Annotated in this window: 16 protein-coding genes; 1 reads left to right on the forward strand and 15 read right to left on the reverse strand. The window is 66.8% G+C overall.

All coding sequences use genetic code 11. The features are described 5' to 3' along the window. Window positions 1-28: 28 nt before the first annotated feature. From JZY91_RS09445 to dacB, 14 genes are all read right to left on the reverse strand, one after another. Window positions 29-1,336, reverse strand: a complete 1,308-nt coding sequence (locus tag JZY91_RS09445; RefSeq protein WP_234947623.1) for a hypothetical protein — start codon at window positions 1,334-1,336, stop codon at window positions 29-31. A 361-nt stretch (window positions 1,337-1,697) separates the two neighbouring features. Then, complete coding sequence (locus tag JZY91_RS09450) at window positions 1,698-2,636, reverse strand: pantoate--beta-alanine ligase (protein ID WP_234947624.1); 939 nt, start codon at window positions 2,634-2,636, stop codon at window positions 1,698-1,700. Continuing rightward, window positions 2,633-3,337 carry a hypothetical protein gene (locus JZY91_RS09455; RefSeq protein ID WP_234947625.1) on the reverse strand — a complete coding sequence of 235 codons (705 nt, stop codon included), beginning with the start codon at window positions 3,335-3,337 and terminating at the stop codon, window positions 2,633-2,635. The genes JZY91_RS09450 and JZY91_RS09455 overlap by 4 nt, the downstream gene beginning before the upstream one ends. 7 nt (window positions 3,338-3,344) lie before the next feature. Further along, the gene (locus JZY91_RS09460; protein WP_234947626.1) at window positions 3,345-4,685 is read right to left on the reverse strand and encodes a DUF6779 domain-containing protein; all 1,341 of its coding nucleotides are present in this window, start codon (window positions 4,683-4,685) and stop codon (window positions 3,345-3,347) included. 10 nt (window positions 4,686-4,695) lie between these two features. Beyond that, window positions 4,696-5,163 (reverse strand): DUF3180 domain-containing protein, encoded by a 468-nt coding sequence (locus JZY91_RS09465; protein ID WP_234947627.1) that lies wholly within the window; start codon window positions 5,161-5,163, stop codon window positions 4,696-4,698. Then, window positions 5,160-5,642 carry a 2-amino-4-hydroxy-6-hydroxymethyldihydropteridine diphosphokinase gene (gene folK, locus JZY91_RS09470; protein ID WP_234947628.1) on the reverse strand — a complete coding sequence of 161 codons (483 nt, stop codon included), beginning with the start codon at window positions 5,640-5,642 and terminating at the stop codon, window positions 5,160-5,162. The genes JZY91_RS09465 and folK overlap by 4 nt, the downstream gene beginning before the upstream one ends. 1 nt (window position 5,643) lies before the next feature. Beyond that, complete coding sequence (gene folB / locus JZY91_RS09475) at window positions 5,644-6,015, reverse strand: dihydroneopterin aldolase (RefSeq protein ID WP_234947629.1); 372 nt, start codon at window positions 6,013-6,015, stop codon at window positions 5,644-5,646. Next, a complete protein-coding gene (gene folP / locus JZY91_RS09480; protein ID WP_234947630.1) occupies window positions 6,016-6,867 on the reverse strand; it encodes a dihydropteroate synthase in 852 nt (283 codons plus the stop codon). A gap of 3 nt (window positions 6,868-6,870) precedes the next feature. Then, a complete protein-coding gene (folE, locus tag JZY91_RS09485) occupies window positions 6,871-7,515 on the reverse strand; it encodes a GTP cyclohydrolase I FolE (protein ID WP_234947631.1) in 645 nt (214 codons plus the stop codon). A gap of 13 nt (window positions 7,516-7,528) precedes the next feature. Further along, window positions 7,529-10,123, reverse strand: coding sequence for an ATP-dependent zinc metalloprotease FtsH (ftsH, locus tag JZY91_RS09490; protein WP_234947632.1), 2,595 nt, complete (start codon window positions 10,121-10,123; stop codon window positions 7,529-7,531). Between the two features lie 2 nt (window positions 10,124-10,125). Continuing rightward, window positions 10,126-10,713: a hypoxanthine phosphoribosyltransferase gene (gene hpt, locus JZY91_RS09495; RefSeq protein ID WP_234949118.1), complete on the reverse strand. Its 588-nt coding sequence runs from the start codon at window positions 10,711-10,713 to the stop codon at window positions 10,126-10,128. 594 nt (window positions 10,714-11,307) lie between these two features. Then, the gene (locus JZY91_RS09500; RefSeq protein ID WP_234947633.1) at window positions 11,308-12,252 is read right to left on the reverse strand and encodes an endonuclease domain-containing protein; all 945 of its coding nucleotides are present in this window, start codon (window positions 12,250-12,252) and stop codon (window positions 11,308-11,310) included. Between the two features lie 63 nt (window positions 12,253-12,315). Next, window positions 12,316-13,371 carry a tRNA lysidine(34) synthetase TilS gene (tilS, locus tag JZY91_RS09505; protein ID WP_234947634.1) on the reverse strand — a complete coding sequence of 352 codons (1,056 nt, stop codon included), beginning with the start codon at window positions 13,369-13,371 and terminating at the stop codon, window positions 12,316-12,318. A 2-nt stretch (window positions 13,372-13,373) separates the two neighbouring features. Then, window positions 13,374-14,747, reverse strand: a complete 1,374-nt coding sequence (dacB, locus tag JZY91_RS09510; protein WP_234947635.1) for a D-alanyl-D-alanine carboxypeptidase/D-alanyl-D-alanine-endopeptidase — start codon at window positions 14,745-14,747, stop codon at window positions 13,374-13,376. Between the two features lie 61 nt (window positions 14,748-14,808). Between dacB and JZY91_RS09515 the strand changes: the two genes are divergently transcribed. Beyond that, complete coding sequence (locus JZY91_RS09515) at window positions 14,809-15,342, forward strand: inorganic diphosphatase (protein ID WP_234947636.1); 534 nt, start codon at window positions 14,809-14,811, stop codon at window positions 15,340-15,342. 296 nt (window positions 15,343-15,638) lie between these two features. Here JZY91_RS09515 and JZY91_RS09520 read toward each other — a convergent pair whose 3' ends face one another. Then, complete coding sequence (locus JZY91_RS09520; RefSeq protein ID WP_234947637.1) at window positions 15,639-20,198, reverse strand: SpaA isopeptide-forming pilin-related protein; 4,560 nt, start codon at window positions 20,196-20,198, stop codon at window positions 15,639-15,641. Window positions 20,199-20,206 lie beyond the last annotated feature (8 nt).

Consider the following 20,206-nt stretch of genomic DNA (forward strand, 5'->3'; position numbering starts at 1 on the left):
CCCGCCTATCGTAGTCGCTGCGCCTGCGCTAGTTGCAGACGGGCAGATCCAGGCGCTTCGCCTCCGCCTCATTGCCGTTGACAATGATGAGGTACTGGCCCTTATCGCGCGGCGCCATGGCGAACGCCTGCGGGTAGGCGTCCGGGATCTCGAAATCATCGATCATGCACTCGCCGGAGCCCAGGACCGTGGCGTACTCGGAGCCCGGGACGGCGTCATCGCGGTCGGACTGCGTGGTGTACTTGGCCACGGACACACCCAGGTCCTCGTTCGCGCAGCGGATCTTTGCCTCCTGGTCCGCGTCCGGGGTCGCGGACTCACACTTCAGATCCTCCCAGCCCTTTTGGCCGGACCGCTTGCCGACGATTCCCGGGTACGCCTCCGAAATCTGCTGCTCCGCCGCACTCCACTGAGCGCCACGGTTGGAGGTCCACCACCATGCGACGAGCAATGCCACGAGTGCGAGCGCGAGAACGGCGATAATCCACGGCCACGGGTTTACGTTGGATTTCTTCGCGTGCTGCGGCGCCGGGGCGGCGTTTGCCGGGTAGGCCTCCGGCGGGCGGCGGTAGCCGTCCTGCGGGCCTGGGGAAACGTCCGGCTGCGGGGTGGCGTTGGGGTCTGCGGCTGCGGCCGCGGGGATTGCTGCTGCCGGGGCTGCTGCGGCGACGGGCGCCTGGATCAACGACGTGTTGTCATTGATCTGGTCCTGCGTTGCGGTTTCCAGGTAGCCGACGGCGGTGGTGTGCTTGGTGGCGGCTTCCTCATCGACCGGGTGGCCGGTCAGCTCCGCGACGACGTTCCAAAAGTCGTGCAGGTTGTCTTCCGGTGCGGCGGTTTCCAGGCTCGGGCCGACAAGGGAGAGCTTGACCGGGATGTCCGACCACGCCGGCTGCACCAGGAGGCGCTCCGCGTTGATGGAGCGTGCGAGGAGGTCTGCCTGGCCGGAAGAGTTGTAGGCGTCCACCGTTTCAGCGACGGCCTGGAGCAAGTCGCGGGTTTCAACCGGGCTGAACACTTCGTTCTGGCGGCGCTTCTGGGAGATCAGCTCTGCAAGAGGCGTGCCGACGGGCGCTTCCTGGAGGACGTACAAGCGGCCGTCGTCAAGCTGGCCGGCGCCGCGGGGCTGGAAGGCGCCGAGCGACGGCACCTCGTTGAACTGCGCGCCGTGTGCGACGGGAACGTCGAAGAGTTCGACCTGGACTGCTGCCCCATCGTCGGTGCTGGCTTCATAGATCGTGGAGGAGGCGGTGCGGGCCGTCTCGCGGACGCGATCGGCTGCGAAATTGAAGCCGTGGCGGTCATTGAGAATTGCGGCGATGAGGGGCGCAGACATGGTTGCGAGTTTAGCGCAGGGGTTTGTGCCGAGGCGCGGTGGTTGGTGGGGTTTTGGTGCTTGGGTTTTGGCCGGGTGGCGCTCAGCTTCTCGCCGGGTGGTGGTCCGACGCTGCTCCCACGGCGGCCCGTTGCGATCTTCTGTTGCCGATCCCCCGTTGCCGATCCTATTGCGACGATCCAGAGGCATTTATTCATTCAATCGGGTTGCATTTAACCCTCTGGATCGCAGTGTGAGGATCGGTAACGGAGGATCGCCGTGTGAGGATCGGTAACGGAGGATCGCCGCGGGAGGATCGGAACGTGGGGCAATTTAGCCAGGTTTGGGCCCGGCCGGCCGGGTGGTTGGGGGGCTTGTGGGCCTAGAAGTCGTCGCCGATGTGCTTGAAGCCGATACCGAGGGGCAAACCGACGTTGTCCGCCAAGTGCACCGTGGCGGGGTTGGTGGAATCGGCCGGTGCGGAATCGGAGGTGTCTGGGTTGCCGGCCGTGGCGGCGGTGGAATCGGCTGGGTCGGCGGGGTCAGTGGCGGCGGGGAGGTCAGTGACAGCGGGGAGGTCGATGGCGGCGAGGAGGCGGGCGTCGCCGGCTGTGGGTGCGGGGCCGAAGGCGAGGTCGCGGATCTCCAGGTAAGTGGGCTCCACGCCCGCAGCGGCGAGGACGCCACGGACTGTCTCAAGGACTACTTCCTCGCCGTGTTCGGCAGCGTGGGCACCCGCGGTTAACGCGGCGGCGAGGGCGAGGGCTTGTGGTTGGGAGGGAGCGTCGATAAGCGAATTGCGAAGGGAAATGGCAAGGCCATCCGTGGTGCGGACGGTGGGGACGGAGTGGAGCTTGACCTCCATGCGCAGGGCGGAGACGGCGCGCTGGGTGGTTACGAGGAGTTCGAAGTCCTTCTCCCCCATGACCAGATCGGTGGCGTGGGTGAGGTTGGCGGCGGCGATAATGCGGGCGGTGTCGCGTGCGATGTCGTCGGCGTTCTCGAGGTGGTTGAGGCCGGTGTTGATGGTGGCGGTGGTGGTCAGCGAGCCGTTGAAGACCAGGTCCACCTTCTCGCGGGTGAAGATGTCGCGAGGCGGGGTGGGGACGTCGGTGGCGTCGAGGTCGCCGGTGAACGTGACCACGGTGTACGCGCCGAGGAGGGATTTAGCGGCGCGGATGAGTTCGATGTGCCCGGCATGAAGGGCGGTGGAGAGGGGTACCAGGGCGATGGTCTTGCCGATCTTGCGGAACGCGCGGCCGTAGGTGGCAAGGAGGGCTTCATCGGTGACGACGGTGGCTTGGCCAGGTGTGAAAGTCATGGTCGGGTTCCTTCGTACTGCTCGTAGGCCCACAGTTCGATATCTGTGCTGTGGGTTTGTTCGGCGCGCCTGCGGTGGAGGTCGACGAAGAGGCGGCGGGCGCCGGGATCGTCAATGGCGTTGGCGAGGCGGTCGAGGTCGGCGGGGGTTGTCGGTGGGAGGGGTGCTTGGGGGGCTTGGAAGAAAGCGTCGTGAAGCGGGTCGAGCGGGAGCACGGCGCGGAGGATGTCGAAGGCGTCCTCGCGGGCGGTGCGCTCGAGTGCGCGGAGGTGCTGCGCGGCGGCGATGGCGGGGCGGTCGGTGTCCTGGATGGGGATCGAAGTGCCGCCGGCTTCGGCGATGAGGATGGCGACGAGGGTTTCGCCGAGCTCGTCCGCGGCGGAGGTGACCCAGATGGTGTCGAAGAGGTTGTGGGCGGACATGACGATGGCGTGGGCGGTTTCGACGTCGTCAAGCAGCTGGGGGCCGTGCTCCAGCGCGGTGTGGAGGAACATCTGGCGCGGGCGCGCGTGCGGCGCGAGGTCCGCGGCGATGGCACGGATGTCCTCGGCGGGGCCGTTGAGGACGACGAGGTCAACGTGCTGAATCGCGCCGGGGTCATCGTCCGGGTCGATCGCGTGGACAGTGTGGCCGGCGCGCTCGAGGAGGTCCGCCAAGTGGCAGGGCTGACCGATCACGCCGATGGCAAGGCGGGGCGGCATACGGGCGTTACTGGTCTTCGCGCTTCAGCAGATCGGCGACGGAGATGGCGCTGGCACCGCGCTCATCACGACGACGGCGGCCACCACGACGCGTGGTTGGCGCGGTGGTGTCGGTGGTCGGCGTGGTGGTTTCGGCGGTTGGCGCGGTGGTTTGCTCCGGCTTGGGCGCTGCCGTTGGTTCCGGCTTCGGCTCGGTGGCCGGCGCGGCTGGCGGGGCGGGCTGTGGCTTCGGGGCGGCGGGCGCAGACGGAGCGGGGCGCTCAGCGGGCTTGGGCTGCTCAGCGGGCTTCGGCGCCGCGGGAGTTTGTGCAGCGGTTGCTGCTGGACTTTGTGCAGTAGCTGGTGCAGCCGCAGTTGGGAACGGCTTCGCCGCCGGCTGCGGGTAAGGCTTCGGCGCGGTGGGTGCGGTGGTCTTCGGCGCAGAGGTCTTGGAGGCGGCCGGGGTTTTCGGCGCAGTGTTCTTGGACGCAGTGCGGCCCTGTTCGCGGGCGGCTTCGCGTTCGCGCTCGCTGATCAGCGCTGCCAACGGGTTCGGGTGTTCGCGGGTAGGCTGCTGGCCCAGGCGACCGGAGATGGCGTCCGCGGTCGGGGCGCCCGGCGTTGCGGCGCGGGACGTGGAGGCCGAAGAGGCAGCAGCGGCGGCCGGGCGGGACGCGGCTGGTCGCGGAGCTGCCGGGCGCGGGGCCGCAGGACGGGAGGCGGTGGACGGCTGCGGCGCTACAGACGGGCGAGACGTTGCGGGCTTCGGTGCCGCGGTTACCTTCGCAGCGGTTGCCTTTGCCTCAGCCGGCTTGGTGGTCTCGGTGGGCGTGGTGGTGGAACGCTGACGTCGATAAGCAATCGGCTCCTTGACGGCGGCGATCTTGGCAGTGTCGTCGTTGGAGGGGCCCGGCTGCTTCGGTGCGGGGGTGGGCTCGAGCTCCTGGATGCGGCGGGCGTTGGCGCGGACGGCGGCGGGTTCGTACTCGAAGGGCTCGCCGCGCAGGTCCTCCAGCTGGGTGCGCAGCGCCTTGATCTCGGCCTGGAGCTCGCGCAGCACCTCGGTGTCCACGGTCGGCGCGGGGGCCGGAGCCTCGGCGCGCTTGGACAGTTCGGCGCGGGCCTGGGAAAGCTCTGCCTCGCGCTCGGCGGCGCGCTGCACTGCGGTGTCGCGGTCGCGGCGGGTGCGGTCAATGACCATGATGCCGGCGACGGCTGCCCACAGTGCGAAGATCAGGGCGATCTTCAGCGCGTTCGCGGAGTTGGTGAACAACATGACCACGGTGCCAATCACAGCCACCACGAAGGGGATGATCACCCAAATGGTGCCCTTGGAGCTGGTTGTGGACGTCGGCTCGCGGTCAGTCATGTGCATTACCTTAGCTAACGCCCTCGCCCGCCGAGGGCGGCGACACTTCGCACGACCGCTCCAGCCACACCCCCGCCGCGGCGAGTGCAACGCCGCCGAGTGCTCCGGAGAGCACGGAGGGGAAATCCTCGCCCGCCGCGGCAAGCACGCTCAGTTGCGGGACGACGTACACTAAAACGCCAGCGTAAAGCCCCCCGCAGAGCGCCCCGGCCCAGGAGCACGCTTTGCCGAAGATCATCAGGTTCGCGGCCATCATGGGGTTGAGCTGGCTGCGGTCCAGGCCCACTTTGCCCTCCTCGCGACGCTTCTTCACCATGTAGGCGAAGTAGGCGCAGGCGGCGGCGACAATCCACAGGCTGAGCGGCACCACGAGGCTGAGATTCACCATCGTGTTGTAGAAGCGGCGCACCAGGATCAGGGACGCGGCGGTGGTGAACACGAATGCGCCGATTAGGCCTGCGAGCGGGGTGCGGGTCATGGGAGGTCCCCGGGAGCGTCGTAAAGCTTGCGCACGCCCTGCGGCTCCAGTGCGGCGAGGATGTCCGCCACCGGCTGGCCGTTGAGGGTGGCGTCCGGGTCGATCTCCAGCCACGGGCGCAGCACAAATTCGCGCTGGTGGGCGCGGGGGTGCGGGATGGTCAGGGTGGGGTCGTCAGAAGTAACGCCCTCGATGTCCACGATGTCCACGTCCAGGGTGCGCGGCCCCCAGCGGACGTCGCGCACGCGGTTCGCTTCGCGCTCGAGGGACTGGCAGGTTGCTAGGAGCTCGTGGGGTGTGAGGGGAACGTCGATAAGCAGTGCCTGGTTCAAAAAGTCCGGCTGGTCAATGCCGCCCCACGGCGCGGTGGCGTAGAGGGAGCTCGCGCGGATGAGGTGCGGGCGGAATGCGCGGACCACGGCGGCGAGGTGCGCGCGCGAATCCTCCATGTTGGAGCCGGTGGAGAGCACTGCGCGCATGCTAGAGGCTCTTCCGGGAGCGGCGGGCGACCACGGCGACGTCCTGGAACACCAGCGGGATCGGCGCATGCGGCTTGTGCAGCGTGACCTCCACGGCGTGGAGCTGCGCGTAGGTGCGCAGGGCGGTCTCGGCGATCTCGGTGGCCACGGTCTCGATGAGCTGGCGCGGGGTGCCGGCGGCGATGTCGTGGGCCAGCTGAGCCAGCTCTGCGTAGTTGATGGTTTGGGTGAGGTCGTCGTTCGCGGCGGCGTTGGCAAAGTCCAGCCAGCAGGTGATGTCGATGGTGAAGGTCTGGCCGTGCTCCGTCTCGTGCGGCAGCACGCCGTGGTTGGCGTGGACGGTCAGGCCCTTGAGCTCGATGCGGTCCGCCATCTACCGGCCCGCCTTCCACGCCGCGGCAACATCGACGGCATCGCGGGACACGGCCACCTCGTGCACGCGCACGCACCAGGCACCCATGTGCGCGGCAAGCGCGGTGACGGCTGCGGTAGCCGGGTCCGCGTCCGTGGGCAGGTGGTCCAGGCCGCGATCTGCGCGAATGGCGCTTAAGAACCGCTTGCGGCTCGCGCCCACCAGCACCGGGTACGGGCCGGCGATGAACTCCGGCAGCGCGTTCAGCAGCGCCCAGTTGTCCTCAGCGGTCTTGGCAAAGCCCAGGCCCGGATCCACCGTGATCTGCTCCGGGTTCACGCCGGCGGCGATGGCGTTGTCGGCCAGCTGCTGGAGGACTTGGTGCACGTCTTTTACCACGTCACCGCCGTGATCCGCCGCGCCGGCCGCGGATTCGAAGCGGTCTGCGCGCCAGTGCATCAGGCACACCGGCAGGCCGGTTTCCGCCATCACTCTGTACATCTGCGGGTCCGCGAGGCCGCCGGAGACGTCGTTGATCAGGTCCGCGCCGGCCTCCGCCGCAGCGAGGGCGGTGGCGGCGCGCATCGTATCCACGCTGGTGCGGATGCCATCTTGGTTCAGCTGCGCGATCACAGGCTTCACGCGCTCCGCCTCGAGTTCAGCCGGGACGCGGGTTGCGCCGGGGCGGGTGGATTCGGCACCGACGTCAATAATGTCCGCCCCCAGCCTCACCAGCTCGTGCGCGTGCGCGACGGCGTTATCCACATCGAGGAATTGCCCGCCGTCCGAGAAACTATCCGTGGTGACGTTCACAATGCCCATCACCGTGGTGCGGCCCGGGGCGGTGAGGTCCCGCACGGTGGTTACGCTCATGGGTTAGCTCCGGATCAGGCTCATGACCTCGGCGCGCGAGGCCGCGTTGTGCTGGAACCCGCCGCGCACCGCCGAGGTGGTGGTCACCGCACCGGGCTTACGGATGCCGCGCATGGCCATGCACAGGTGCTCGCACTCGATGACAACAATCACCGCCGAGGCACCAAGCTTATTGACGATCGCATCAGCCACCTGCGCAGTCAACCTCTCCTGCACCTGCGGGCGTTTGGCGTAGAGGTCCGCGAGACGGGCCAGTTTGCTCAGGCCAGTGACCTTGCCTTCCGGGCCCGGGATGTAGCCGATGTGCGCCTTGCCGTAGAACGGCACCAGGTGGTGCTCGCAGGTGGAGTAGATCGGGATGTCGCGCACCAGGACCAGCTCGCGGTGGTTTTCTGCGAAGGTCTTCTCCAGCACCTCGGTCGGCTCTGCGTGGAGGCCCGCGAAGACCTCTTCGTAGGCGCGGGCGACGCGAGCCGGCGTTTCCTTCAGACCCTCGCGGTCCGGGTCCTCCCCCACCGCGAGCAGGAGTTCACGGATGGCTGCCTCGGCGCGCTCTCGGTCGAAGGTGCCCTGCTTTGCCAGCGTGTGGTCGCTCGCGCCCGGGCTGGTGTGCTCCGGGTCGAGGAGCTCGCTTTCGTTCTGCGTCATGGTTGTCCTCTTCTTACTCTTCCCGTGTAATCTCGCGTTCCTCGGTGTCCGGCTGGGCGATCTCGTCTGCGTCGCGAGCCGGCGCCTCTTCCGGTACGTCGGGGCGCGTTGCGTCCTCCTCGAACGGGTGATCCGGGCGCTCGTGCTCCGGCAAACGGAACCCGATCTCCTCGGTCGGTGCCTCGGGGCCGTTCGGCTGCTGGGTCGGCTGTGCTGGCTGTGCCGGTTGCTCGGGGGCTGCGTGGCGCGGGCGCGGCAACTGCGCGGTCTCTTCGCCGGGGCGGTAGTGGTCCATGCCCGGGTGCTGTGGCTGCGGCTGCAGCGGCTGGCCGGGCTGGTTTGGCTGCTGGGGCGCCGAAGGCTGGCCGGGCTGGCCCGGGTAGGTCCAACCCGGAGGTGGCGTGGGGCCGTAATTTGGCCGGTTGCCGGTGTGCGGTTGCCAGCGAGTCGAGCCGTTGGGCCCGCCAGGCTGGCCGCCTTGGCCGTTGGGTCCGCCAGGCTGGCCGGGCTGTTCGCTTTGGCCGTAGTGGCCCGGCTGGCCGGGCTGGCCGTTGTTGCCGGCGCGCCAGCGGTTGTACGGCTGGTTCTGCTGTGCCTGCTCGGCCTCGCGCTCGCGGCGGCGGCGTTCGCGCGTCTCGCGGGACGCCTCCAAGATGGAGAAACGCTTCGGCGGTTCCTCGCCGCGCTCCAGCGCGAGCTCAACCGGGGTCTTCACCGGTTCGTGGTCCTTTTGGCGGGTAAATCGAACGTCGTGAAGCGGGAGCTCTGGGCGCTCCGGCTCGATGTCGTCGAAGATGGCCTCCAAGTCCGGGCGGCGCAGCGTCTCCTTTTCCAGGAGCTTGGTCACCAGCGTGTCCAGGTGATCGCGGTGCTTGGCCAGGATGTTGTAGGCGGTCTCATGTGCGGCGTCGACAAGCTCGTGCACCTCGCGGTCGATGCTTTCGGCGACGGCCGGCGAGTACTCCAGCACGCCGCCGGCGCCGCGGCCGGAGAACGGGTCGCCCTGGGCCTCGCCGTACTTGACGGTGCCAAGCGTGCTGGTCATGCCGTATTCGGTGACCATCGCGCGGGCGATCTTGGTGGCCTGCTCGATGTCGTTGGAGGCGCCGGTGGTCGGCTCGCCGAAGACCAGCTCCTCCGCGCTGCGGCCGCCCATGGCGAAGACCATGCGGGCGAAGAGCTCGTCGCGGTTGTACATGCCCTTGTCATCCTCATCCGCGGTCATGGCGAAACCGCCGGTGTTGCCGCGCTGGAGGATGGTGACCTTGTACACGCGCTCGATGTCCTTGAGCGCCCACGCGGCGAGGGTGTGGCCGCCCTCGTGGTACGCGGTGACCTTCTTCTCCTTTTCGGAGATGAGCTTGGAGCTGCGGCGTGGGCCGCCGATCACGCGGTCGGTCGCCTCTTCGAGGGCGTCCGGGGTGATCACGTTGCCGCCCACGCGGGCGGTAAGCAGCGCGGCCTCATTGAGCACGTTGGCCAGGTCTGCGCCGGACATGCCGGCGGTGCGCTTGGCCAGCGCGTCCAGGTCCACGTCCTTGGACAGCGGCTTGTTCTTTGCGTGCACCTTGAGGATCTGGGCGCGGCCCTTCAGGTCCGGGTTGGTCACCGGGATCTGGCGGTCGAAGCGGCCGGGGCGCAGCAGCGCCGGGTCGAGGATGTCCGGGCGGTTGGTGGCGGCGATGAGAATCACGCCCTCGCGGCCGTCGAAACCGTCCAGCTCCACGAGGAGCTGGTTGAGGGTCTGCTCGCGTTCGTCGTGGCCGCCGCCCATGCCGGAGCCGCGCTGGCGGCCGACTGCATCAATCTCGTCGATGAAGATGATGCAGGGCGAGTTCTCGCGCGCCTGCTTGAACAGGTCGCGCACGCGGGACGCACCGACGCCGACGAACATTTCCACAAAGTCCGAACCGGAGATGGTGTAGAACGGCACGCCGGCCTCACCAGCCACGGCGCGGGCCAGGAGCGTCTTACCGGTGCCGGGTGGGCCGTAAAGCAGCACACCGCGCGGGATCTTCGCGCCGAGCTTCTGGTAAATCGTGGGATCGACCAGGAAGTCCACCACTTCCTGCAGCTCATCCACTGCCTCGTCCGCGCCGGCGACGTCCGCGAACGTGTTCGTCGGGTTGTCCTTGGTCAGCTGCTTCGCCTTGGAGCCGCCGATGCCGAACATGCCGCCGCCCGCCTGCATGCGGTAGGTGAAGTAGATCAGCAGGCCGAAGATGATGATCATCGGCAGCATGAAGCCGATCATGGACATCAGGAAGGATTCCTGCGTCACATTCGTCTTGTAGCTGTCCGCGCCGGATTCCTGGACGGCGTCGAAGATAATCGGCGTCGTGCGGGCCGGGTACTGGGCGCTGATGGCCTCGATGCCCTCGCGTTCGTCGACAGTAATCGGCTCGCGCAGGTCGATGCGGACGCGCTGCTCGCGATCGTCGATCTGCACCTGCTCAGCGTTGTGCTCCTTGAGCTGCTCGAGGGCGACGGACGTGTCTACCTGCTGGTAGGCGCGCGTGTCATCCCCGAGCAGGGTGAGCAGGTACAGGACGATCAAGACGGTGGCGCCCAGCAGGCCCCACCGCATCACTTTTTGGTTTTTTGTCATATCTAGTTTTCCGAGTAAACGCGCGGGTGCAGCGTGCCGACGTACGGAAGATCACGGTACTGCTCCGCATAATCCAGCCCGTAGCCGATGACGAACTCGTTGGGGATGTCAAAGCCGACGTCGAGAAGCTCAATCTTGGCAGTCTGCACCTCCGGCTTGCGCAGGAGCGTAACCACCTCGAGCGTCTTCGGGCCGCGACCTTTCAGGTTCTTGAGCAGCCAGGACAAGGTCAGGCCGGAATCGATGATGTCCTCGACCACCAGCACGTCGCGGCCGGCGATCTCCTTATCCAGGTCCTTGAGAATGCGGACGACGCCCGAACTGGTGGTGGAGTTGCCGTAGGAAGACACCGCCATGAACTCCATCTCGCACGGGATGGAGAGCTTGCGGGCGAAATCGGTGAGGAAGAACACCGCGCCCTTGAGCACGCACACGAGGATCAGTTCCTGCTCCGCGCCCTTGTATTTCTCGGACACCATGTCCGCCAGCTCCTGGATGCGGGCCTGCAGCTCGTCCTCATTAATAAGGACCGCCTCCACGTCATCGCCGTAGCGGTTCGCGGGGACGTTGAAGTCCTTCTTATCGTGCAACGTGTGCTCGGTCAGCTCGTGCTCGGTCAGCTCGTGCTCGGTCATGGCGGCGGGCCTTTCGCTCAGGTGGCTGTTTATGGCTCAACCACTACATACTGCCACTTTGCCGCTCGGCGCTTCAAGAAACGGGGTGGTGGGGGTTGTTTTGGTGGTTTGCGTTTCCGGCTGCGTTGGGCGTGGCCGCCTTTGGCGTGGTGGTCAGCGGCGGCTTGGCGGTGTGCGGCGGCTTGGCGGTGCGCTCGTCGGCGTGGTGGTGCGCTCCCCTATTGCGATCCCCGGTTGCGATTCCGATCCCCTGTAGACGATCCTTTTGTGGCGATCCAGAGGGTTATATTCATACAATCCGAAAGCATATAAGCCTTTGGATCGTCGTGTGAGGATCGGCAACGGAGGATCGCAATAAGGGCTACGCAACACAGCAGGGCATAAGCGCAGCGTGTGGGTCCTGCGGTTTCCGCGGAGCGCCCTGGTGGCGTCCGCGGACCGGCGGTACCGGTGTACAGACCCGATGGCGTCCGCGGAGCGACCTAGCGGTACAAGCGATCCGGCCCGCCGGGTCACTGCGGCGAACCGGCAGCGAACCGGCAGCGCCACCTAACCGCCAGCCACAACCTTGCCGCGGGCAGCGAGAGCCTCACGGACTTCCGCAATGAACCGATCAGGATTGTTCCGAATGAAGTCGGGGCTGAACCGAAGAATGACGTAGCCCATGTTGGTGATCCGCTTTTGCCGGTTGAATTCCCGCTGCCTAACTTCCTCGGCGTCGGGGCCGTCGTACTTCACGTCACCATCGATTTCGATGATCAGCCAATCGTCGATAAGTATGTCCGCGAAATAGCCCTGGATCTGAAACTGCGTGGTCAAGGGCCCGATTCCGGCCTCGATCAACAATCCCCGTGCCAATGTCTCGTACGGCGAATCCGAATTCTCCACGGCGTGGTCAAGGCATCGCCGAACCGTGGCGATGCGGTCGATCGGCCCCAATCGTCGCAACTGCCGGCGTAGCGTTTCGGGGTCACACCCGCGATATAGGAGGTAATCGGCTGCGATCAACCCCTCAAGAAACCCGTGGTAGCGGGCAATGTCTGCAAATGTGCGGAAATACGTGGTGACGGGGCATTCGTCTCTGGCTGTAATTTCATCGTCGCGAAGCTTCATGCGTCGATAAACCACGCCCCCGCGCTTCACCCGGCGCGGCGCGGTGCCACCGGAGCGGAGTACCAGCTCGATCGGTTCATCGCTGAGGCTGATCACCCACATCCCGGTTTCGCGCGCAGCTGATCGGCCAACGAGGATCGCTCTCCTACTTGTCATAGCAATGGAACGCCCCTCTAACCAGCGTTTTTCGTGAAACGGCAGCGAGTCCCACAGCCGTTGCGGGTAGATCAAATGCGGGTGGAGGTCGTGATACGCCTCCGTGAGTTGACCGGCTTGCTCGTGTGTCAGCCTGCGGAGGTTTATCAGGTGGCTAAGAATTTCGGACTCGCGGTTTCGACGAGTCACACGGACAGTTTCATGTTCTCTATCAATAGTTCCCATACGTATTAGACGTTGGAAACGCGCGCAGGTTCCGTTAGCGGCGCACCCTTTCCACGCAGCCCGCTAGCGCTCCACGACCAAACGCCCATCCCGGCGCGCGACCGATCCACCCGCCACGCTCACCGGCCCCTGACCGCGCCAATCCGTAACCAGCCGCTCGATGGCCGCCAGCTGATCCCCCTGCACCGGGACGCCTTTTTCTAGCAACCCGGCCGCAATTCTGCGCCGCCGCACCGGTCCTGCGTCCGCGGCCAACTCGGTGCAATCGTCAGTCGGTTCCAAGTTGACCAGCGCGTCAAGCAGCTGACGATCCTCCGCAATCCGGTCCGCGGTGGCGGCAAGCGCCGGAACGGCATCGCCGCCCAGCAGATCCGTCAGCGCAGGAATGATCTGTTGGCGCATAGCCACGCGCCGGTACGCCGGGTCATCGTTCATCGGGTCGCGCCAGTACTCCAACCCGAGCTCCTCGCACGCCCCCACCGTGTCCGCACGCCGGATCTGCAGGAACGGCCGCACAAGAAGCCCTCCGGGCCGCTTTTCGACGCTCCCCATCCCCGCCGGATTCCCCCTCATCGCGCCAAGAAGCAGGGTCTCGGCCTGGTCGTCCGCAGTGTGGGCCACCCAGACCTCGGGCGCCGTAGTGATGGCGTCGCCACTGTGCGCCGCGGCCCCACTCGCGGCAGCCGCCGCGGCCCCACTCGCGGCAGCAGCCGCAGCAGAAGCCGCAGCGAAGAGGGCCGCGTAGCGGGCCTCCCGCGCAGCTGCTTCAAGGCCGACGGGACGTATGGCGCCCGCAGCGCGTGCGGCGCCCGCAGCACCCGCGGCGCCCGGGGCGCCCGGGGCAACGTCCACGCGCACAACCTCGGCGGGCACGCCAAGCGAGCGGGCCTGCTCGGCGGCGCGCGCCGCCACTTCGGCGGAGCCGGACTGCAGGCCGTGATCAACCACCACGGCACGGACGTGTTTGCGTTCAGCGGCGGCCGCCGCCACCAACGCAAGGGAGTCTGGTCCTCCTGAGAGGCCGATCAGTGCAGGTTGGTGGGGGGAGGTTTGGAGGTGTTTGAGGGAGCGTCGGCAAGCAAGGAAGTGCGGGGACTTACGGGGCCAGAAGGGGTCCACGGCTAGTACTCGCGGAGGGCGGAGGCGAACTCGTCCAGCGCGCGGCGGGCAGAGAGGATGTCTGAGCCGTTGGAGAGGAACGCGAAGGTGTAGACGTTGCCGTTTTTGCTGGTCACAATGCCGGCGAGGGCCGAAGTTTCATCCAGCGTGCCGGTTTTCGCGCGGACCCAGCCGCGGCCGGGGAGGTCGCCGTAACGCTGGATTAGGGTGCCGTCGCCGGACGCGACGGGCAGGGTGGCCAGCAGTGGGCGCAGGTCGCTGGGGCCCGGCGCGGCGGCGGAGGCGAGGATCTCGTCCAGCAGCTTCGGCGTGATCAAGTTGAGCTCGGAGAGGCCGGAGTTGTCGTTGATCGTGACGGCCGAGGTGTCGAACCCGTGCTCGGCGAGAATGGCCAGCGTGGCGCCGGGGGCATCGGTGGAGCCGCGGTGCAGGGCGAGCTCGCGACCAATGGCCTCTGCGTACACGTTGTCCGAGTTCTTCATCATGACCTCGAGGCGGGACACCAAGTCGGGCGACTCGATGGAGGCGACGGGCTCGTCGGCCGGGGCGGCGGCATCGGCCGGAGCAGGTGCGCTAGCCGGGGCCGGGGCACCACCCACCGCTCCGGCGGCCGGGGCCTCACCGTAGCCGACCTCGGCGATCCCCAGCCGGTCCGCCAGCGCCTGCGCCACGTCCAGTGCCGGGGTGTGGGAGCGCGGGACGTCGCCGGTCTCCTCCTCAAGGCCGCGGCCGCCGTTCAGCATGGCGGGCTGCAACGGCGCGACGAAACCGCCGTCGATGTCGATGGGATCCCAGCCGGGCAGGAGTTCGGGCATGCCATCCCACGCAGTGGTGTCGATGAGGACGCGGGCCGCGGCAGCGCCGGTGGCAGCGCCCGCCCCGGCCGCGGCAGCGCCGGTGACAGCGCTGCCGCTAGAGATCTGGGCGGCGAGATCGTCCAGCGCCTCGGCGTTCAGCCACACGTCGCCGGCGGCGCGAATCACCAGGTCATCCCCCACCCGGTACACGTCGGTGCGCACGGTGTCGCGGGGGCCAAGCTCCAGGATCGCGGCGGCGGCGGTGAGGATCTTAGTGGTGGAGGCGGGGCGCAGGGGCGCGTCCGCGAGCTGGTCAAACACAACCTGGCCCGTCGCCGCGTTGGTAATGCGCGCGTGGAACTCGGCGAGGCGGGGGTCTTGGGCGTGGTTCGAGAAAGCGTCGGCAAGCATAAGCTCCTTTGGCGACGCCGGGACCATGACGGGCGCGGGAGTGGGCAGCGCGTAGGCGGGCGCGTGCTCGAGGGCCGCGAGCTGCTCATGTGCGGCCACGCCGAAACCCGCGACCGTGCCTACGCCGATCAGCGCGGCGGCTGCGGCAACCCACGTCCAGACCTTCATCGGGTGTGATGCTAGCCCACGTAAGATGGTCGGCGACTATTCGCACAAGCAAAGGAGCATCATGGCCATCGAAGTCATCATTGAAATTCCGAAGGGGTCCCGCAACAAGTACGAGGTGGACCACGAGACCGGCCGCGTCTTCCTGGACCGCTACCTGTTCACCCCCATGGCGTACCCGGCGGATTACGGCTTCATTGAGCACACGCTTGCCGACGACGGCGATCCCCTCGACGCCCTCGTGATCACCCCGGAGCCGGTGTTCCCGGGCGTGACCGTCATTGCCCGCCCGATTGGCGTGTTCAAGATGACGGATGAGGCCGGCGGCGACGACAAGCTGCTCTGCGTCATCGACGACGTGCGCTACGAGCAGTACCAGGACATTTCCGACGTGGACGACTTCACCAAGGACGAGATCGAGCACTTCTTCGTGCACTACAAGGACCTGGAGCCGAACAAGGAAGTCACCGGCTCCGGCTGGGGCGACAAGGCTGAGGCTGAGGCGATCCTGCAGGCGGCGCTGGATGCGTTCGAGCGCGTGGGCGACAACTCCCGCGAGGGCCTTGAGGCCGACAAGGACACCGAGACCGAGAACTAGGTTTTGGTTGTGGGGGCTGGGGCTGGCTTCCACGCCAGCCCCTTTTTTCGACGAGGCCGGCCCCCATTTTCGGCCCCTTTTGCGTCCCCGCCGGCCCCCATTTTCGCTGAGGCCTACACGGGTGTAGGCCTCAAGAAAACCGAGTCACACCAGTAACACACGACCTGCGGATTTCCGGTAGGCCTCAGCGCCCATCTCCGCTGAGGCCTACACCCCTGTAGGCCTCAAGGCGCGGTGCCCGTCCGAGAGCTGCACCCGGCATCTCTCAACGCGGCGAGCCCCGCGCCCCAGCACCCCTAGGCCCTGCGCCGCGCGGCCGCCACGCCGGCACCGACAATCACTAGGCCGACCAGCGCGACGACACCGATGCCCACGCCGCCGGTCTTGGGCAGCTCACCCTGGCGGACGTTGAGGACGGAGAGCACGGCGAGGTTGAATTCACCAGGCTCACTGCGCGCCACCGTCGCGTTCTCCAGCAGCTCCACGCGCGCGGACCCGGTGGTGTCGCGGCGAATGACCAACGCAACCGGCTCTACGAGCAGGCTGAAGTTGGCCGGTGCCTTCGTCTCCACCAGCCAGTACTTCTTGTCGTACTGCAAGGGCTCAGTTGCGCGGAGTGCGTCGCCGTCCGTGGCCATGCCGGACACCACGTCGCCCGGCTTGCCGTTGGCATCGTTGAAGATGGAGAACTTCACACCCAGGTTGGAAATGTTCTGGCCGTCCAGGGTGTCCGCGCGCTTGACCAGTTTCAGCTCAGGCCGGAAGACGCGGGGGTAGGTGCACGGCTGCTCGGACTCAGTCTCATCCATGTAGGCCGTATTCACCAGGCCGCCGTTCTCGTACGTGCACACGTCGCCGCCGGCAGCCGGGTACGCGTCGAGGTAGGCGCCTTGGTCAAGGGTGAGCACCATCGAGACGTCGTACGTGTGGCTGCCCTCCAGCACCCTGCCGCCCTTAGGGTTGATGTTGCGGTGCGCCCTGGCCTCGGCGACACTCCTGGATTCGCTCCGCTCGCCGTCAAAACCGATGTACGGGCTGTTTTCCTTACGGCAATCCTGCAATCGGAACCGCGTGGACCTGCCGGGGGTGAAGTCGCCCGGTTTCAGGTACTCGTTGCGCTCATCCACCGCGCAAGTGATCGTCTTGTTCGCGTACTCGTTGGTGTAGGTCACCGTGGCGCGCTTCAGCGCAAAACCCTTCGGCACCGCTAGTTCGTCGATTGGCGGATCGTAGGTGATGCTCGTGGGAGTCTTGTTGGCCACGGTCACTCGGTAGTTGACGGCAAAGCTGCCGTCGGCAAGCGGTGCAAGCCACGTACCGTCGCGCGGCTCCCCGGCGAACTCCTTGTGCAGCTCAACGGCCGGGGGGCAGCCGGACTCGTCCGAGTTGTTGCCCGGGTTGGGGTCAAGGTCGTTGTTTGCAACCGCGGCCGTGTTGGCGGCGCACTGCTGTTTGCGCTTCAGGGACGCGGAAAGGTACATCCAGACCTCATCCCCCGGCATCGTCGGCCCGAGAATGTACTGAAAATCGGTCGGCCCGGTTCCAAACAGGCCGTCCGCGCGCAGGCTGCGGTCGTTCGGGGACAGCTGGATCAGCGTGTCGTACCCATCCTTCTGCCTGCCGTACTCGGCTTCCAGCCGCACATCCTCGAACGCCTTGGGCACGACATCCGTCACAATCGCGCCGGGAGAGTTGTCCGGGCCCAAGTTCTTGACGTTGATTGCCCAGTACGTGCGGCCGCTCTGCATCTGGCGTTTGTCGAATCCCGGGTAGGTTCTGCCGTCATTCTTCGAGACGGTTACCTTCTCCAGGGCCAGATCGCTGACCGGCGGCGGTGTCCTGCGCGCGTTGCTCGCCGCGTCCGTGTTGTAGGACTCCGGGACCTTATCCAACAGTGCAACTACCTGGAACGAGGGCCGGTAACCAGTTGGGTTGGTCACAGTGATCTGCACGCCGGGGTTCCTCTGGTTCGCGGAGTCGCCGCCCTGGGCAAACCCAAGGTTGCCATTGCCGTAGGTCCACGCTTTACCCCAAGTGGCCTTCTGGGTGAGGTACTCGCCCATGTTCGCGCGGCGCTCTAGAAATCCCATCGCCCAGTGATCCACCCTGCCGGTAGTGAGGTCAACGCGCTCGATGTAGACACCGTTGCTGTCCCTCCACACACCGTTTTGGTAGCTGCCGAAGCCGAGCTCCCTGTAGGCCGAGGTGCTCACCAGACCCCACGCATACTGGGGGGCGTCGGGCAGCACCGCGTAATCCTCGGAGTACACCTTGTACCCCATATCGCGGCCGCTGGGGTTCGCTGCACCAACCTCCGGCAGGGTGACCTTGTACATGTTGCGGGACCCAGAGCTGGAGGAGTTGGACACGTAGAGCTCTCCCCCGCTGATCACGCCGGCGTTGATCAATGTGCGGTCGCGCCCGGCAGCGCCGTCCCTGAACGGGCTTCGGCCGCCCTGCGTCACCTCGCCTAGATCGCGCACCGCACCGGTGGTCGGGTCGATCTGCAGCAGGTGTCCCGCCGGGTAGCACGGATCCACCGCCGCACTGCTTCCCCGGAACTGGCTAACGGCGTACAGCCAGTTATCTTCCGGGTTGTATGCCAGGCCGTTGTAAATCCAGTTGCTGGAACCAACCGGCACGAACTCGGCGGAACCCTGCTGCTCCACGCTGAGCTGGGTGTGCGTTAACGCGGCACGATCCCGATCCTGGCCGTTCGCCGCCCCGGAGGTGGAGACGTACACCTCGGTGCCCCGCGCCCTTTCCTGCGCCGTCAGCTCCCGCGCGCCCAGGCGCGGCTGCACCTGGGTCTCCGGGTCGTTGGAAACGCACTTGCCGTTCGCGTCCACCGGGCTGGGCGGGGTGGTTCCCGGCGCGGGCTGGCTGCCCGCCTGCAGCTGGTCCCTGCGGCCCCACGCCTCGAAGGTGTACGTGTTGGTGCTGCCAGTGGGCCCGCCCGGGCCGCCGAACGTCACGGTCATTGTGTCGCTGGCACCCTCCCAGAACTTGATCCGGCAGGAACTGAGATCGATCTCGAGCGCGGTCACCACTGCAGTGCCGCGCGGCTGGCGTTGCGTCGCCGCCGGGCGCGGGTTTTGCACTGTGCACGATTCACCGTTTTGCTTCGTAAACGTCACCGGGCCGCGCAGGCTGGCGGTGTTGTTGTTCACGGTGCCGTTGTAGGAGATGCGCACCTTGGTGGGGTGTACATCGCGCTGTGTCCGAGTACCCAGCAGCGGCGCGGTCAACTGCTTTTGTTGGTCGCCGCCGGAAAGCGTCGATAGCGTGGCCGCGCCGAGCGGCAGCTTGTACTCGCCGCTCAACGGGCCGTCCACCACCGGCGCGTTGTCGCCCGGCGCTTGGGGTGTCTCCCGCGGCTGGCCGTTGATGGTGATCGTGCCGGTCGCAGCAGAGTTACCGCTGAAACGGGAGGTGAGGGTGAAAGTGGCGCCGTCGCCAAGCGGAAGTGCTTCAGTGCGCCTGCCGTTCTCGGTCGGGAAGAATTCAAGTTCCACCAGGTCGTTGCTGCGGCGGGCCACGGTGTGGCCGATGCCGAAGCCGGTGCCCTCGACGCCGTCGACAGTGAGAGTGTAATCCTCGCCGCTCAGGATGGATCTCGGCGCGTCGATGCGCACGGTTGCGCCGATGAAGGTCGCCGGGCCGTTGACACTCACTGTGGTCCGGTACGGGTTCGTTCCGGTCGTGGTCGCGCCGCTCAGCGCGAGGTTGGGGCTCGACGCGGTGAACTGGGCGCCACTCGGCGCCGGGGGCTGCACGCTTGTCGACGTCTCCGGGGCCGGCCTCCGGTACCTTTCGTAGGAGCCGTAGAGCTCCATGCTGTAGTCGCTGTTGGCGTTGCCGGTACCTGGGCCGTTGAAATCGACGTCGATAGTGTCCTTCGAGCCCTGCCACACCACAATCTGCGGATCGCACTGCGTCAGGTCAATCGAGATTTTGTTCACCGATCCGCCGTCTGCAGCCGACCTGGTGCTCAACACCTTGACGCCGCTGCCCTGCACCGTGCAGTACTCAGTGCCGTTGTTCTTTCTAATGGTGATCGGCCCGCCGAGCGAATACTTAGCCGCCTTGTTGTTGTGGGTGAGCACCAGTTCCGTCAGGTACACGTTGCGCTGCGCCGCCGCGCCGCCAATAGATGTTTTCAGCGTGCCCCGCGGCGGCATGGGATCCCGTGCGCCGCTGATCTGCGAAAAGGACATCGGATTGAGCACCAGCTGCACTTTGGAGTCCGGCAGCGTTGCCGCGCGCGCCTGTCCCACACCCTCCGGGTTCACGGTCGCCGCGGCGGCGGGGTTGCGGCCGTAGCCAGACGCGGAAAGTTCGCGTGCGGAGGGCACCTCAACGCTCTCCGCGACGGAATAAGCGGCATCCCCGCTGGTGCGGGCTTCAATGGTCACCCCGCGCGGCGGGACCTGGTCCAGCGCGTCGAGGTCGAAGGCCAGGTAACCGCCCTTAGCGGTATTCACGTAGCCGTAGAACTCCGGTGCCAATTCCTTGCCGTCCGCGGTGATTGAGAGGATCTCTTCGATCTCCCCAGCACCCACGCGCTTGAGCGCGAAAATGTCTTCCGCAGAGGCCTTGGCCCCAAATGCCCAGGCCTCCCCAGTGGGATCGGTGACGGTGACGGTGTCTACGCCGCTGGTGCGAGTGACGTTGACCGGCGTCGCAGCCGGTGCCTGCGTCGCGGCACCCTCCTGCGTCTGCGCAGCACCTTCAGCCGGGTACGCGCCGGAACCGACAACCAGCGCGGCTGAGAGCACTGCAGCGGACACCCCGCGCAACCGCCCACCGGCACGCAGGCGCGGCGCTTCGGTGCCGCGGGTAAACAGCTTTCGCATTGGTTTCC

The sequence above is a fragment of the Corynebacterium sp. CNCTC7651 genome, from assembly GCF_021496665.1.
GTDB lineage: Bacteria > Actinomycetota > Actinomycetes > Mycobacteriales > Mycobacteriaceae > Corynebacterium.